Raw genomic sequence first — 16,172 nt, forward strand, 5'->3', positions numbered from 1 at the left:
GCGCGTCGTCTTCCTGCGTACCAAACAGGAGTTCTAGCTGATCAGTGCTGGGCATACCTTTCGGGGTTGAGACGCCGCATTTCCCCTTCGATCCAGTCCTGAACCTTCTGGTTCAGTTCTTCGGGGGTGAGACCCTTGGATTCTATCGCGGGACCGATCGACAGGGTGACCATGCCGGGATACTTGACGAAAGCGTTGCGGCGCCAGCATTCGCCGGCGTTGTGCGCCACGGGAATGACCGCGGCGCCGGTACGCGACGCGAGCAGCGCACCGCCCATCTTGAAACGTCCGGCCTGGCCCGGCGGCACGCGCGTGCCTTCGGGAAACAGCAGCGGCCAGCGGCCTTCGTTCAAACGGGTCTGGCCTTGTTTGACCACCTGTTCGAACGCGTCGCGACCCTTGGCGCGGTCAATGGCGATCATGCGCAAGAGCGCCAGGCCCCAGCCGAAGAACGGCACCATGTGCAGCTCTTTCTTATAAACGAAGCAAACCTCGCGCGGCATGTAGGCCGGGAAGAACAGGGTTTCCCAGGCCGACTGGTGCTTGGACAGCAGCACTGCGGGGCCGTCGGGCAGGTTTTCCCAGCCCTTGACCTGCCAGCGGATGCCGCAGAAGACCTTGGCGCCCCAAATGGCCAGGCGGGGCCAGCCTACGGTGAGCTTGTAGCGCCAGTGCAGCGGCAGCGGCGCCCACAGGATGCAGGCGAAGGCGTACGGGATGACCGTGACGGCCAGGAACACGAAATACAGGAAGGAACGAAGCCGGGCCATCGGGTCACGCGTCCTGCAGCAGGGCGTCGGCCACGGCCGACAGGTCGTTGCAGACGCGCGTGTTGTCCGGCAGTCCGCCCTTGGCTTGCGTCTTGGCGCCGTTGCCCGTCAGCACCAGCCACGGCGAGCACCCGGCGGCCGACGAGGCCTGCAGGTCGCGCAGCGAATCGCCCACGGCCGGGACACCGGCAAGGTCGATGTCGTAGCGGTGCCCGATCTGCTCGAACATGCCGGGACGCGGCTTGCGGCAGGTGCAGTCGTCGTCGGGGCCGTGCGGGCACATGAAGATGGCATCGACGCTGCCGCCCACGGCGGCCAGTTCGCGCCGCATCTTGGTGTGGATGGCTGTCAGGGTGTCCATGTCGAACAGGCCGCGTGCAAGCCCGGACTGGTTGGTGGCAACCACCACCTTCCAGCCGGCCTGCGTCAGGCGCGCGATGGCCTGCAGGCTGCCCGGCAACGCGATCCATTCGTCGGGCGTCTTGACGAAGGCGTCGCTGTCCTGATTGATGACGCCGTCGCGGTCGAGGATGATGAGCTTCACTGGGCGAGCCTGGAAATGTCGGCGACCTGGTTCATCAGGCCATGCAGCTGGGCCAGCAAGGCCAGCCGGTTGGCGCGCACGGCCGGGTCTTCGGCCATGACCATGACGTCCGCAAAGAACGCGTCGACCGGTTCGCGGGCCTGGGCCAGCGTGGACAGGCTGCCGGCGAAGTCACCGGCGGCAAGCTGCGCCTCGGCCTTGGGACGCAAGGCGGCCACGGCAGTGGCCAGCGCCTTTTCAGCGGGTTCCACCAGCGCGGCGTCGTTGACGGCGCCGATCTCGCCCTCGGCCTTCTTGAGCAGGTTGCCGATGCGCTTGTTGGCGGCGGCCAGGCTGGCGGCCTCGGGCAATTGCGCGAACGCGGCGGCGGCGCGCACGCGCTCGGCCACCTGGTGCAGCGGCGGGGTCAGCGCGATCACGGCCTCGACGGCGTTGCGGTCGAAGTCGTTGATGAGCTGGTTGCGATAGCGCTCATAAATGAAGGTGCGGACCTCGGCCAGCGTGTCGCCCGGAATCTTGCCCGCCGGGAACGTGCCGGCGGCCAGCTCCAGCAGGCCGTCCAGCGTCAGCGGACCATTCTGGCTGATCTTCAGCCAGCCGCCCGCGGCCAGCTGTTCAAAGGCGCTGATCAGACCCAGCGCGGCGCGGCGCAGGCCGAAGGGATCGCGCTCGCCGGTGGGGGCCAGACCGATCGCCCAGATGCCGACCAGCGTTTCGACGCGTTCAGCGATGAACAGCGTGGCGGCGGTCAGGGTGTCCTGCGTGACCGGCGCGTCGTAGCGGTTGCGGTATTGGGTGCGCAGGGCCTCGACGACGCTGGCAGGCTCGCCGTCGCCGGCGGCGTAATACGCGCCCATGATGCCTTGCAGCTCGGGGAATTCACCGACCATGTTCGAACCGAGGTCGGCCTTGGCCAGCATGGCGGCGCGGTCGGCGGCGGACTCGTCGCCGCCCAGTTCGCCGGCGATGCCGCGGGCGATCGCGCGCACGCGCTCGACGCGTTCGAGCTGGGTACCCAGCTTGTTGTGATAGACGATGGAGCCCAACTGTTCGACACGCGCGGCCAACGGCGTCTTGCGGTCGGTTTCAAAGAAGAACTGCGCGTCGGCCAGACGCGGGCGCACCACGCGCTGGTTGCCTTCGACGATGTTCACCGGGTTGTCGGTGCGCATGTTGCTCACGATCAGGAAACGGTGCGTGAGACGGCCGGTGGCCGGGTCGAACAGCGGGAAGTATTTCTGGTTCAGCCGCATGGTCAGGATCAGGCATTCCTGCGGCACCTGCAGGAACTGTTCCTCGAACTGGCCCACGTAGACGGTGGGGTGTTCGACCAGCGCGGTCACTTCGTCCAGCAGCGCGGCCACTTCGGGGTCGTCGCCCAGCGTGGCGGACAGGCGGGTCGCTTCTTCTTGCAACTGGCGCTGGATCTCGGCGCGGCGCGCCTCGAACGACGCCACGACGTGGCCCTTTTCCGCCAGCGTGGCAACGTAGGCGTCGGCATCGGCGATGGCAACGGCGCCCGCGCTCATGAAGCGGTGGCCCAGGGTTTCGCGGCCGGCGGCCAGACCCAGTGCCGAAACCGGCACGACGTCCGCGCCGAACAGGGCGATCAGGCCGTGCGCCGGGCGCACGAACTTGACGGTGGAGACGCCGTCAGCCAATTGGTAGCGCATCACCTTGGGGATGGGCAGGCCGTCGATGGCGGCTTCGATGCCTTCCTGCAGGCCGGCGGCCAGTTGCGAACCCGCGGCCGTGCCGCGTGCCACCAGGTAGTCCTGCTTGCCGTCGGATTCACGGTCCAGCGTGGAAACGTCGATGTTTTCGAGACCCTTGGCGGCCAGCTTCTTTTGCAGGGCAGGCGTGGCCTTGCCGTCTTCGGTCAGGCCGATCTTCACGGGCATCAGCTTTTCGGCATAGGCCTGGTCGGGCGCTTGCGCCAGCACGGCGGACAGGTGGACGGCCAGGCGGCGCGGCGTCGAATACGGCGTCACGGCGCAGCCTTCGGCCAGCAGGCCGTGGCGGTCCAGCGTGGCGCGCACGCCTTCGGCAAAGGCCTGGCCCAGCTTCTGCAGGGCCTTGGGCGGGAGTTCTTCGGTCAGCAGTTCGACCAGCAGCGGGCGGATGTTCGTCGTCATTTATGCAGCCTCCCCGGCGGCCTTGTCGCGGCCCAGCATGGGAAAGCCCAGTCGTTCGCGGGAATCGTAGTAGGCCTGCGCGACGGCGCGCGACAGGTTGCGGATGCGGCCGATGTAGGCGGCGCGCTCGGTCACGCTGATCGCGCCGCGCGCGTCCAGCATGTTGAAGGTGTGCGCGGCTTTCAGCGCGGCCTCGTAGGCCGGCAGCGCCAGCGGCACGTCCATCAGGCGCTTGGCTTCGGCTTCGTAGTCGTTGAAATGCGCAAACAGCATCTCGGCCGACGAGTGTTCGAAGTTGTAGGTGGATTGCTCGACTTCGTTCTGGTGGAACACGTCGCGGTACAGCACGCGGTTGCCGTTGGCGCCTTCCGTCCAGACCAGGTCGTACACGCTTTGCACGTCCTGCAGGTACATGGCCAGGCGTTCCAGGCCGTAAGTGATTTCACCGGTGGTGGGCGTGCAGTCCAGACCGCCGACCTGCTGGAAATACGTGAACTGCGTCACTTCCATGCCGTTCAGCCAGACTTCCCAGCCCAGACCCCAGGCGCCGAGCGTGGGGTTTTCCCAGTCGTCCTCGACGAAGCGGATGTCGTGCTGCGTGGGATCGATGCCCAGCGCCTTCAGCGAACCGATATACAGATCCAGGATTTCCGGGGGCGCGGGCTTGAGCACGACCTGGTACTGGTAGTAGTGCTGCAGGCGGTTGGGATTCTCGCCGTAGCGGCCATCCTTCGGGCGGCGCGAGGGCTGCACATAGGCGGCGCGCCAGGGCTCCGGGCCGATCGCGCGCAGGAACGTGGCCGTGTGCGAGGTGCCGGCGCCGACTTCCATGTCGTAGGGCTGCAGCAGGGCGCAACCCTGTTTGTCCCAGTATTCCTGGAGCGTAAGGATGATTTGCTGAAAGGTGAGCATAGGATTCTTGGAATTCGGCCGCCGGGCAAAAACTGCCCTGCGCGTGGGAAACCCGGCATTTTAACTGGCCTGCGGCCGCAGCGGTCCCGGGTGGGGCCGTACCGGTTACATCTGGGTCTGAAGGCGTCCCCGAATGTGCCCCTGGTGGACACGCGGCGGCCTTTGCCTGCGCCCGCAAACCAATGGTCGTATGATTCCGGGTTGAGCCTGAGTCTTATATAAAACCCGGAACCCGATTCCGAGAAATTCGCGAAAAAGGAGCAGTCCCATGTCTGACCTGATCACGGTGGAAGTCACCGACGGCATCCAGATCATCACGATCAACCGTCCCGAGGCCAAGAACGCCATCAACCTGGAAACCGCCGTGGCCATGGCCGCCGCGCTGGACCAGCTGGACAGCCGTGACGACGTGCGCATCGGCATCCTGACGGGTGGCGGCGGCACGTTCTCGTCGGGCATGGATCTGAAGGCATTCGCCGCGTCCGGCCAGCGTCCTTACGTCGAAGGCCGCGGTTTTGCCGGCCTGAACGAACGCCCGCCCAAGAAGCCGCTGATCGCCGCGGTCGAGGGCTACGCCCTGGCCGGCGGTTGCGAAATGGCGCTGGCTTCCGACCTGATCGTGGCCGCCAGCAACGCCAAGTTCGGCCTGCCCGAGGTCAAGCGCGGCCTGGTGGCCGGCGCCGGTGGTCTGTTGCGCCTGCCGCGCCGCCTGCCGTACCACATCGCCATGGAAGTCATCCTGACCGGCGAAATGCTGAGCGCCGAACGCGCCCACGCCTTCGGCCTGGTCAACCGCCTGACCGAGCCGGGCGGCGCCCTGGCCGGCGCGCTGGAACTGGCCCGCGCCATCGTCGAAAACGGCCCGCTGGCTGTCCAGACGGCCAAGAGCATCGTCGCGCAAGGCGGCGACTGGGACCAGGAAGGCATGTTCGACCGCCAGCGCCCGCTGATCGCGCACATCTTTACGTCGGCCGACGCCAAGGAAGGCGCCACCGCCTTCGCCGAGAAGCGCAAGCCCGTGTGGCAAGGAAAATAGGGCGCCCAATACTTTCACCACGCGGCCGCTCGCCGGCCGCGTTTCACGTTTCCCCCTCCAGACCTGCAAATCGCCATGTCCGTCATCATTAAAGAAGAAGACTTGATCCAGTCGATAGCCGATGGCATCCAGTTCATCAGCTATTACCACCCCGTCGATTACATCCGCCACCTGGCGCGCGCCTACGAGCGCGAGGAAAGCCCGGCCGCGCGCGATGCGATGGCGCAGATCCTGACCAACTCGCGCATGTGCGCCGAGGGCAAGCGTCCGCTGTGCCAGGACACCGGCATCGTCAACGTCTTCCTGAAGATCGGCATGAGCGTGCGCTTTGACACCAAGCGCACCCTGCAGGAGCTCTGTGACGAAGGCGTGCGCCGCGGCTATCTGAATCCGGACAATCCGCTGCGCGCCTCCGTGCTGGACGATCCGCTGTTCGCGCGCAAGAACACGCGCGACAACACGCCCTGTATCCTGCACGTCGAGCTTGTCCAGGGTGACAAGGTCGACGTGCAGATCGCCTCGAAGGGTGGCGGTTCCGAGAACAAGACCAAGTTCGCCATGCTGAACCCCAGCGATTCACTGGTGGACTGGGTGCTCAAGACCGTCCCGTCGATGGGCGCCGGCTGGTGCCCGCCCGGCATGCTGGGCATCGGCGTTGGCGGCACGGCTGAAAAGGCCATGCTGATGGCCAAGCAGTCGCTGATGGAAGACATCGACATGTACGAGCTGCTGGCCCGCGGCCCGCAGAACAAGCTGGAAGAGCTGCGCATCGAGCTCTACGAAAAGGTCAACGCGCTGGGCATCGGCGCCCAGGGCCTGGGCGGCCTGACGACCGTGCTGGACGTCAAGATCAGCACCTTCCCGACGCACGCGGCCTCCAAGCCCGTCGCCATGATCCCGAACTGCGCGGCCACGCGCCACGCGCACTTCGAGCTGGACGGCTCGGGCCCCGCGCGCCTGGATCCGCCGTCGCTGTCCGAATGGCCCGAAGTGCACTGGGCGCCGGACTACAACAAGTCCAAGCAGGTCGACCTGAACACGCTGACCAAGGAAGAAGTCGCCAGCTGGAAGCCGGGCCAGACCCTGCTGCTGTCGGGCAAGATGCTCACGGGCCGCGACGCCGCGCACAAGCGCATCCAGGACATGCTGGCCAAGGGCGAACCGCTGCCCGTGGACTTCACCAACCGCGTCATCTACTACGTGGGTCCGGTGGATCCGGTGGGCGATGAAGTGGTCGGCCCCGCAGGCCCCACCACCGCCACGCGCATGGACAAGTTCACGGACATGATGCTGGAGAAGACGGGCCTGATCTCGATGATCGGCAAGTCCGAGCGCGGCCCTGTCGCCATCGAAGCCATCAAGAAGCACGGCTCGGCCTACCTGATGGCCGTCGGCGGCGCTGCCTACCTGGTGTCCAAGGCGATCCGCGGCGCCAAGGTGCTGGGCTTTGCGGACCTGGGCATGGAAGCCATCTATGAGTTCGACGTGAAGGACATGCCGGTGACGGTGGCGGTCGACGCTCAGGGCACTTCGGTCCACACGACCGGCCCGAAGGAATGGCAGGCCAAGATCGGCAAGATCCCGGTTGCCGTTGCCTGAACGCAGTGACTGCATGAAGTCTGAATTGGCCGCTGACATCAGCGGCCAATTTTTTTGACGGGTTGTATTTGTCGGGCGCGCGGCGCACGCGGTGTATATACTCCGTCCGTCGTTCCGGGATAGTTCAGCGGCAGAACATTCGGCTCCAGTCCGGATAGGCGCTGGTTCGAATCCAGCTCCCGGATCCCTTCCTCTTTTCCAAGCGACGCAGCATGGATGACGCGCCGGATGCGCACGGGGCGGGTGGCGGCTATGCCGCGGCCATGCTCGCCAAAGCCTTCCTGACCTTCGAAACCAACCCGGATCCCGCCGTACGCGAGCGCGCGGCGGTGCGTGTTGAACGCTGGCGCCAGGTGCTGGCGCATGCGCTGGACGGTTCGGCCCACTACGGTTCCGCCACGCCGCTACCTGGCATTCCCGATTGGGTGACGCTGGACGTCGCCACCGGCGGCTTTGCCACGGGCGATCTGCTTGCCGGTGGACCCCTGACGCCCTACGAGCGCGAACGGGCGGCGACGCTTTCCGGCATCACGCCGGGCAGCGAACGGCGCGATCTCAATGCCTGGTTTCTCAGCGAGGCCGGCGTCGCGCATCTGCAAGACCGCCTGGCGCGTGGCGACTATCGCATCGAGGTGCCGGAAGAAGCTGTGCTTGCGGTGGTGGCGTGGCTGTTGGGTCAAGGGTTTGGCGACGCCGCGCGGGAACTGGTCGCGGTGGTGGCGCCGTTCTTCGACCGTCTGCGCTTTTTCCCCGCGCCCGGATCGCCCGATGACGCGTCGGCCGCCGACATCCATGTCAGCACCGCGGGCGACGTTGCCGCGCGGTTGTCCAGCCTGCCTGCACAGCCGCGCATCGCGGCGCAGCGCGCGGCCGTTCAAACTGTGCTGCCGCAATACGACCGCGCCGTCGCTCTGTTTCTTGAGACGGTCGAGAACGATTGGCCGTGCCGGCGTTATCCGCAGGACTGGATTCAACGCGCGCTGGCGCTGACGAACGAGATCAACGCCGCCCAGGACAGCGGCCAGATGCCGGCCGGCACGTCGCGCAGACATCGTCACAAGCGCGAGCTCTTCGACCTGCTGGCGCAATGCGCGCAGGACGCAGCCAGCCTCACCGGCAGGCAGGTCGGGCGCATACGCCGCATCGTCCGCGATTTCGTGGCCGCGCATGGCGAGCCCGGGTCTGGGGACCATGAGGCCCTGCGCCAACGTCAGCGCGAGGATGTTTCCGCAGTCGGGTTCCATGAGATCGCGCGCCTGGTGGCCGCTCGCTTGCGGAATCATCCGCAGACGGCCGGCGTGCGCGATCTGGCCCCGGTGCTGGCGCCGTTGAGCGCCACCGAAGCCGCAACGCTCCAATTGCCGCCGGGCGTGCAGGTGCCGGCGCCCATCGCGCGGCGCGCGCAGCGCTGCCAGAGCGGCACGCTGGCCGACTTGGTAACGCGGGAACTGATCACCTCGTCGGACTTCCTGGCGACGCTGACGCCGCAGATCACGTCGGGTCTGCAAAGCGGCGGCTTTGACGATCCCGCATTGCGCACGCTCTACAGCGCTTGTTATCGCGCGTTCCGCCGGCGCCGGTCGCTGCTCCTGGTCAATCTAGAGCGGCAGGCCTCGTTCGACCGGTTGCCCTGGATCGCGGCCCTGGAGAATCTGCGGCATCCCGCGCGGCAGGACGCCGACGCGGCGCGCGCCGCGCTGACGGAAATCGCGGAACTCGCGCTGGCGTCATTTCCGCATGCGCCCGTGCCGAACAAGCTGCTGCAGGAACTGCATGCGCTTGCCGAGCGCGCGCAATGGTCGCTGCCGCTCGTGGATGAGGTGGCGGCGGACATCTTCATGGGACGATTCGGACGCAAGTTCCGGGAGGCAGCACAATGCGCGGCGGCGCTGCTCGGCGACGGTCTGTACACCCGCTATTTCGACATCGACGCCCACCAGGTGCTGGCGTTGCCGTTGCCGCGCACATCACGTGACCAGGACGCCGGCGCCGATGCGTTCGACCGGCTTTGCATCACGCGTGCCGGCGTACAGCCAGGCTTCGGCCAGGTGGGCGCCAACGGCATGATCATCGAGCAGCAGCAGATCCTGACGACACAGAATCTTGCGGTGCTGGTGAAGGGCGCAGGGCTGGATGAGAGGCTGCGTGATCAGTACGGCCGCATGGCTATGGCCGGTTTCGAATGGATCTGCGCGCGCCATCAGATGAAGATCCACGATTGGCATGCGTGTGTGCGGATGACCCGCAACACCGCCTACGCATGGCGGCAGGTGCTGTTCTTTCTGTCGATGCTGCCGCAGGGGGCGCAGGCCGCGACGATCGCCGCCATGGATGCGCATTTCCGGGCGCAGAGCAGGGCGTTTCGCGATCGCTTCGAACCCGTGATTCGCGGCCTGCACGTGGCGGCCGGCGGCCAGCGCCTGCCGCAGCACGACGCCGGTCCGCAAGGCGCCCGCGTGTTCCGGGGGTGGTTCAACACGCGCCATTGGCTGCTCGACGGCATGCACTGAGCCGCGGCGATGCCGGGGGTGACGCCGCAGCGTTCTGCCGCGCCTTCCCCGGCCTACTTCCGAAACGCCGCAATCGCCTCCGCCGACTTGCCCAGCACGTCGCGCAGCACTTCCTCGGTGTGCTCGCCCAGCATCGGTGGCGCGCGGCGGTACACGACGGGAGAGTCCGAAAACCGCAACGGACTGGCCGTCACGGGCGCCACGCCGCCGGCCGGATGCGGCATGTCGCGACGCAGCTGCCGCGCCTGCGCCTGCGGGTGCGCAAACGCCTGAGCGATGTCGTTGATCGGCCCGCACGGCACGCCCACCGCCTCCAGCTTGGCGATCCAGTCATCACGCCGGCCTTCGCGCATGATGTCCGTCAGGATGCCGATCAGTTCCACGCGGTTGGTGACGCGCAGCCGGTTGGTCGCAAAGCGCGGATCGTCGCCCAGCTCCGGCACGCCGATGGCGCGGCAGTAGGCGCGGTACTGCGATTCGTTGCCCGTGGCCACGATCAGGTGGCCGTCGCTGGCGGCAAACACTTGATACGGCACCACGTTCTGGTGCGCGTTGCCGGCGCGCGTGGGGGCGACGCCTGAGTTGAAGTAGTTGGAGTTCTGATTGGCCAGCAACGCCACATGGCTGTCCAGCAGCGCGATGTCCAGATGCTGGCCCTGGCCGCTGCGATGACGCTCCTGCAAGGCCGCCAGCACCGCCACAGTCGCGTACATGCCGGTCACGATGTCGGTCACGGCCACGCCCGCCTTCTGCGGCCCGCCGCCGGGCAGGTCGTCGCGCTCGCCCGTGATGCTCATCAGCCCGCCCATGCCCTGGATCATGAAGTCGTAGCCGGGCCGCTGCGCAAACGGACCATCCTGGCCAAAGCCGGTGACCGAGCAATAGATGAGGCGCGGGTTGATGGCTTTCAGGCTTTCATAATCCAGCCCGTACTTGGCCAGTCCGCCCACCTTGAAGTTCTCGACAAGAATGTCGCTGACCGCGGCCAGTTCCCGGATCAGCGCCGCGCCTTCCGGCGTGGCCATGTCGGCTTCGACCGAGCGTTTGTTGCGGTTGGCGCTGAGGTAATACGCTGATTCGTTGGTGTCCTGGCCGTCCCCGTCCTTCAAAAAGGGCGGTCCCCACGCGCGGGTGTCGTCCCCGACGCGCGGCCGTTCGATCTTGATGACGTCGGCGCCCAGATCGGCCAGGTTCTGCGTGCACCACGGGCCGGCCAGGATGCGCGACAGGTCCAGCACACGGATGCCCTCAAGCGGAGGCGGGCGCGTCATGATTGCACCGTCGCGGTGCCGTGGCTCATGACCACGATGCCGCGCTCTTTCGCGCGGGCAATGAAGCGGATCTGGCCATCCGGCATGCGCCACATGTCGCACTGCAGCGTCTCGCCCGGATAGACGGGTGCCGAAAAGCGGGTGTTCAGGCTGGTGAGCCGCGCCGCGTCGTAGTCGCAGAAGGTCTTGACGAGGGCGTGCGCGGCCACGCCGTACGAGCACAAGCCATGCAGGATGGGCCGGGGATAACCCGCCTGGCGCGCGACTTCCGGGTCTGCGTGCAGCGGATTGCGGTCAGCGTTCAGGCGATACAGCAGCGCCGCGCTGGAGGGAATGCGCAGTTCGCAGCGCAGTTCCGGGTCGCCGTCGGGCGCGGCGGGCAGGGGCTCGGGGCTGGTGTCGCCGTCGCCGAATCCACCGTCGCCGCGGCAGAACGTGCTGGAGCGCAACGTTGCCAGGCATTGCCCGTCTTCGTCGTGCAGCGTGCGTTCGCTGACGATGATGGCCCCCTTGTCCGCGCCCTTGTCGATCACGTGCGTGTTGCGCGTTTTTCCGGTGACGACGCCCGACACCGGCAACGGCGCGTGGAGCGTCAGCCGCTGCTCGCCATGCACGACTTTTACCCAGTCCACCGTCGAGCGCGGATCGCTCACCCAGAAGCCCGGGTAACCCAGGATCACGCTCATCGTCGGGAACGCGCGCAGGTCCTTTTCGTACACGTAGCGCAACTGACCCGCATCTTCCGGATCCTGTCCCAGGCCGATGCCCAGCGCATACAGCATGGTGTCCTTCTGTTCATAGCGCTGGCGCACATCGTCAAAGCGCCAGTCCTTCACGGTTGCATAGTCCAACGGCATGTGGCGGCCTCAGATGGGATCCCAGTCGATCACGTCGGGCGAACGCTCCAACGCGTAGAAGTGCTTGCGCATCGCGGGCGCGGCGATCTCGGCGATGCGCTCCGGCGTCCAGCCTTCGCTGTGATGCACCGTGCGCAGCGGGCGGGGCTGGCTCATCAGCATGATCTCGTTCGCGCGCACGGCAAAGATCTGCGCCGTGACCTCGCTGGCCGCGTCGCTGGCCAGAAACACGGCCATCGGCGCCACCTTGCCGGCCTCCATCTTCTTCAGCTTCTCGACGCGCGCCTTTTCTTCGTCGGTCTCCGCCGGGATGGAACTCGTCATGCGGCTCCAGGCGAACGGCGCGATGCAGTTGGACCGCACGTTGTAGCGCGCCATGTCCAGCGCAATCGACTTGGACAACGCGACGATGCCCAGTTTGGCGGCTGCATAGTTGGCCTGGCCGAAATTGCCGATCAGCCCCGAGGTGGACGTCATGTGCACGAAGGCGCCCGATTCCTGTTCACGAAAGTAGGGCGCCGCCGCGCGGCTCATGTAGAACGAGCCGTTCAGGTGCACGTCGATCACCTGGCGCCACTCCTCTTCGCTCATCTTGTGGAAAACCCGGTCGCGCAGGTTGCCCGCGTTGTTGATCACGGCGTCCACCCGGCCGAATGCATCGATCGCCGTCTGCACGACGCGGCTGGCGCTGTCGTACGCGGCCACGCTGTCGGTGTTGGCGACGGCTTGGCCACCCGCCTCCACGACTTCCTTCACGACCGCCTGGGCGGGGCCGTCCGCGCCGCCTTCGCCCGTGAGCGACACGCCGATGTCGTTCACCACGACCTTCGCGCCCGCCTCGGCCATTGCCAGCGCCACGCTGCGGCCGATGCCGCCGCCCGCGCCCGTCACGATCACCACCTTTCCGGATACCAAGCCGCTCATTGCTTCTGACTCCTGTGCTGCGGCGCGCACGCCGTTTGTGGAAAACAGTTCCGCATCAACCCGTCTGGTTCATGGGCATGGCCTCATGGTAGATTCGACCCGGCATTCGAAGAATTCAAAATTAGAAATGCCCCCCTTCTGCGTGGTGGAACATGAGACATGATCTGACGGACCTGCGTTTGTTCTTGAACGTGGGCGAAACACTCAATCTGACCCGTGCTGCGGAACGCACGTTCCTGTCCTTGCCCGCGGCAAGCGCGCGGGTCAAGCACATGGAAGAGGCCTTCAAGGCCCGTCTGCTGGTGCGCATGGCCACAGGCGTTGCGCTCACGCCCGCCGGCGAGGTGCTGCTCAAGCACGCCAATGCCGTCTTCCGCCAGCTCGAATGCCTGAACGCCGATCTGCAGCCCTACGCCAGCGGCCTGAAAGGCCGTCTGCGCCTGCTGGCCAACACCACCGCCACCAACTCCTTCCTGGCCGACGCGCTATCCACGTTTCTCGCTGAGAACCCGGACGTCGACGTCGAGCTCGAGGAAAAAATCTCCGGCGACATCGTCATCGCGATCCGCGCCGGCGCCGGCGACCTGGGCCTTGTCGCCGGCAACATCGACGTCGAGGGCCTGGACGTCACGCCGCTGTTCCGCGACGAGCTCACCGTGGTCACATCGCTGGACCATCCGCTGGCCGCGCAGAAAACCGCGCATTTCGCCGACCTTGTGGACGCCTACCAGTTCGTCGGCATCCACCCGGACAGCGCGATCCAGACCTTCCTCGAAGACATCGCCAGCGGCCTGGGCAAGCGCATCTGCCAGCGCGTGCACGTAGGCAGCTTCGAAGCCGTGTGCCGCATGGTCGAGGCCGGCGCCGGCATCGCCGTCGTGCCGCGCGCCTGCGCGGCGCGCTACAGCCGCCCTGATTTCCTGCACGTCTTGAAACTGGATGACCCCTGGGCGCTGCGCGATCGCCTGCTGTGCCGCCAGCGCGGCCGCGACCTGCCCAGCTTCGCCGAGTGCTTCATCGGCCACGTGCAACGCGCCGCGCGCGGGCAATAGGGCGCCCGCGACAGACTGGACGCCGGCAGCCCAGCGCGCCCGCAACGGAAAAGGTGCCCGCCATCCCTGGCAGCCCGCGTCTCCTGGCATGCGTGCGACGCTGACGCGCCCGCGGCCCATCACCTGAATGCACCCGGGTCGGGGTTTGCTCTGATCAGAATGTCCTAGCCCATGCGCCGTAGCCCGCCCGCACCCCGGGATTGCCGGGCGTGCGGTCCGTCCTTCCGGCCTCGCGAAAGAGGGGCTTTTGCAAATACGTAGCGGCGTCGATCCGCATTCGGCAAATAATAAAAAACAGCGGCGGGCGGCAGCACGCGATGTCCAGCCGTGACCAGAACAAAACTCAGGAGACTGCCGTGATTCATCAAGACCGCCGCCGCGTCCTCGCGGGGCTGGGCGCAGCCTGCGCCGCCGCCATGCTTCCATCCTGGGCCCGCGCCGCCACCTGGCCGGGCCACGCCGTCACCTTCATCGTTCCCTTTCCCGCCGGCGGCCCCGTCGACACCACCGCACGCTTCACGACGCAGCCCCTCGGCCAGCTCTGGTCCGTGCCCACCGTCGTCGACAACAAATCCGGCGCCGGCGGCATCGTCGGCGCCCAATTCGCCGCGAAAGCAGAGCCCGACGGCTACAACTTCTTCTTCGCCTCCATCCACCACGCCGTGCTGCCCAGCCTGCGCGACAACCTCAGCTACGACATCACCACCGACTTCGTGCCAGTAGGCATGGCCGCGGTATTCCCCATCGTCCTCGTCGTCAACGCATCGCTGCCCGTCAACACCGTCAGCGAACTCATCGCCTACGCCAAACGGAACCCCGGCAAACTGTCCTTCAGTTCCTCCGGCACCGGCGGCGGCACGCACCTGGCCGGCGAACTCTTCAACGCCATGGCCGGCGTACGCATCCAGCACGTCCCCTACCGCGGCAGCGCACCCGCCATGCAAGACCTGCTCGGCGGCCAGGTGCAAGTCATGTTCGCCGACGGCCCCTCCGCCGTCCCCCACCTCAAAGGCGGCAAGATCCGCGCCCTGGGCGTCGGCAACCCCACACGATCCAGCATGGTCCCCGACATCCCCACCATCGCCGAATCCGGCCTGCCGGGCTACGAGGCCTACTCGTGGAGCGGCGTCATGGCGCCCAAAGGCACACCGCCCGACATCGTCAAGCGCATCAACGCGGACATGGTGAAGGTCCTGTCGAACGACAGCACCGCAAAGGCAATGATCGCCGCCGGCGCGGAACCCAAGCCGGGCTCGCCCGAGGAATTCGGTAAATTCGTGCGCGACGAAATCGCGAAGTGGCGCGATCTCATCAAGACCGCGAACATCAAGCTGGAGTGATCCTGTCAGGATCGTGAAGATCAGCGTGAACTGGGCTGGTCAGCATTGCCGACATCAACCGAGGAGTGACCTGACGCAGCGCGCGATTGCGCATCAGGTCACTCGCGCAAACGCAGTGGTAATCAGCGCACTGCGAACCAGTTGCCAGACAAACTGCCGTTCATGCCGCAAAACGGCGGCCCAAAGCCTTCATTCTTCACCCCGGCAGGCGGCGTCTCAACCGTCACCAGCACCGCACCGCGGCGCTTGAGCGTCAGCGACCACGGCGGTCCATCCTGATAGATCACCGTCAGCGTGTCGCCCGACACAATGCCCCGGCCACTCAAATCGCAAACCCAGTTCCCGCTATACGGCCGCGCCGAATTCGCCGCCACCAGAAACTCGCCACGCGAATTCTGCGTGACCTCGATCTCGCCTTCGATGTTCCTCCACTTGCCGACAAATCCATCGGCCGGTTTGGGATTGATCGCTTTCAGAAACTCCAAGCGATATCGCATGGTGTCGGTAAGCGCCTGGAAAGGCGTGCTCTGCACGTAGGGCTCTGCATACGCTCTGTCGCGCACGCCCAGAAAGTACTTCTGATCGGCAACCAACGCCTTGGCCGCCTCGGCATCCAGTTGATCGCGCACGGCTTTGTATTGCTGCGCAATGGCAGCGTCCTGATCCCCCAACCGCGAATTGCCGCAAAGAGACTTCTCAACCGGCGTGGAAGCCTTGGCGCAATTGAACGAGGGCGCGGCCACAACACTGCCAGCCATCGCCAGCGAAGCCGAAAGGACCAGATATCGAATCATGGTGTGAAGCTCTCCAGAGGATGTACAAGTCCGGCCGCCAACCGGCGCCGCATGACCGCGCAGTTTACCGGTGTTGCCGTCATCTCGGAGAGGGTGTCTGACACCCTGCGAGGACTATCGTGATGCCGGGGGTGTGCCTCAAGGGTGTCAGACACCTGCTACACCAGCGCACATCGCGAGCAAAATCACACCCAGAGTACGAACCCGCCACCGCAAGCGCGAAGCGCCATCCCCGAACGCAAGACACCGCGTAAGCGCCCGGAGGCCGCCCGCGCGGCCAAACGGCCGCGGGCCCCGCAAGACGCTCAAAACCCGCGCAAGCGCAGCAAAGAACCTCAAGAACTCAACTCGCCCCAGCGCCCGCCAAGCTGAAACCACCAGAGCCCGGTGCGGCGGCGGCCTGGGGCGCGCGGGGCGTGTAGATGCGC

Annotated in this window: 13 protein-coding genes and 1 tRNA gene; 6 read left to right on the forward strand and 8 right to left on the reverse strand. The window is 66.3% G+C overall.

All coding sequences use genetic code 11. The annotated features are described in order from the left end of the window. Positions 1–41 precede the first annotated feature (41 nt). From B3446_RS01880 to glyQ, 4 genes are read right to left on the reverse strand one after another with little or no spacing between them, the layout of a single operon-like run. Positions 42–770, reverse strand: a complete 729-nt coding sequence (locus tag B3446_RS01880) for a lysophospholipid acyltransferase family protein (RefSeq protein WP_191578893.1) — start codon at positions 768–770, stop codon at positions 42–44. Between the two features lie 4 nt (positions 771–774). Beyond that, positions 775–1,314, reverse strand: coding sequence for a D-glycero-beta-D-manno-heptose 1,7-bisphosphate 7-phosphatase (gmhB, locus tag B3446_RS01885; RefSeq protein WP_175123306.1), 540 nt, complete (start codon positions 1,312–1,314; stop codon positions 775–777). Further along, positions 1,311–3,449: a glycine--tRNA ligase subunit beta gene (gene glyS, locus B3446_RS01890; RefSeq protein WP_291377037.1), complete on the reverse strand. Its 2,139-nt coding sequence runs from the start codon at positions 3,447–3,449 to the stop codon at positions 1,311–1,313. Before glyS ends, gmhB begins: the two co-directional genes overlap by 4 nt. Beyond that, entirely contained in the window at positions 3,450–4,361 is a 912-nt protein-coding gene (gene glyQ / locus B3446_RS01895; protein ID WP_062683440.1) for a glycine--tRNA ligase subunit alpha, read from the reverse strand. It lies immediately after the preceding gene. Between the two features lie 268 nt (positions 4,362–4,629). Here glyQ and B3446_RS01900 point away from each other — a divergent pair, with 268 nt between their 5' ends. From B3446_RS01900 to B3446_RS01915, 4 genes are all read left to right on the forward strand, one after another. Continuing rightward, a complete protein-coding gene (locus B3446_RS01900) occupies positions 4,630–5,397 on the forward strand; it encodes a crotonase/enoyl-CoA hydratase family protein (protein ID WP_056569111.1) in 768 nt (255 codons plus the stop codon). Positions 5,398–5,472: 75 nt separating this feature from the next. Further along, on the forward strand, positions 5,473–6,996 hold the full coding sequence (locus tag B3446_RS01905) for a fumarate hydratase (RefSeq protein WP_105237456.1): 1,524 nt from the start codon (positions 5,473–5,475) through the stop codon (positions 6,994–6,996). Between the two features lie 113 nt (positions 6,997–7,109). Then, positions 7,110–7,181: transfer RNA gene (locus B3446_RS01910), tRNA-Trp, on the forward strand. A 27-nt stretch (positions 7,182–7,208) separates the two neighbouring features. Next, the gene (locus B3446_RS01915; protein ID WP_291377046.1) at positions 7,209–9,506 is read left to right on the forward strand and encodes a hypothetical protein; all 2,298 of its coding nucleotides are present in this window, start codon (positions 7,209–7,211) and stop codon (positions 9,504–9,506) included. A 53-nt stretch (positions 9,507–9,559) separates the two neighbouring features. Here the strand turns inward: B3446_RS01915 and B3446_RS01920 are convergent, their stop codons facing one another. Genes B3446_RS01920 through B3446_RS01930 form a run of 3 tightly spaced genes read right to left on the reverse strand, consistent with a single transcriptional unit; the run spans position 9,560 to position 12,558 of the window. Next, positions 9,560–10,777, reverse strand: a complete 1,218-nt coding sequence (locus B3446_RS01920; RefSeq protein WP_291377048.1) for a CaiB/BaiF CoA transferase family protein — start codon at positions 10,775–10,777, stop codon at positions 9,560–9,562. Next, on the reverse strand, positions 10,774–11,634 hold the full coding sequence (locus tag B3446_RS01925; protein WP_291377050.1) for a MaoC/PaaZ C-terminal domain-containing protein: 861 nt from the start codon (positions 11,632–11,634) through the stop codon (positions 10,774–10,776). Before B3446_RS01925 ends, B3446_RS01920 begins: the two co-directional genes overlap by 4 nt. A gap of 9 nt (positions 11,635–11,643) precedes the next feature. Then, entirely contained in the window at positions 11,644–12,558 is a 915-nt protein-coding gene (locus B3446_RS01930) for an SDR family NAD(P)-dependent oxidoreductase (protein WP_291377052.1), read from the reverse strand. Positions 12,559–12,710: 152 nt separating this feature from the next. On the opposite strand from B3446_RS01930, the gene B3446_RS01935 reads away from it, so the two are divergent. Then, a complete protein-coding gene (locus B3446_RS01935; protein ID WP_056569094.1) occupies positions 12,711–13,610 on the forward strand; it encodes a LysR substrate-binding domain-containing protein in 900 nt (299 codons plus the stop codon). Between the two features lie 317 nt (positions 13,611–13,927). Next, a complete protein-coding gene (locus tag B3446_RS01940) occupies positions 13,928–14,950 on the forward strand; it encodes a Bug family tripartite tricarboxylate transporter substrate binding protein (protein WP_409558314.1) in 1,023 nt (340 codons plus the stop codon). 122 nt (positions 14,951–15,072) lie between these two features. On the opposite strand, the gene B3446_RS01945 is transcribed toward B3446_RS01940, so the two are convergent. Beyond that, the gene (locus B3446_RS01945) at positions 15,073–15,744 is read right to left on the reverse strand and encodes a lysozyme inhibitor LprI family protein (RefSeq protein ID WP_175138865.1); all 672 of its coding nucleotides are present in this window, start codon (positions 15,742–15,744) and stop codon (positions 15,073–15,075) included. Positions 15,745–16,172 lie beyond the last annotated feature (428 nt).

Origin of the sequence: Achromobacter sp. UBA5777 (genome assembly GCF_002418565.1) — a bacterium.
GTDB lineage: Bacteria > Pseudomonadota > Gammaproteobacteria > Burkholderiales > Burkholderiaceae_B > Achromobacter > Achromobacter animicus.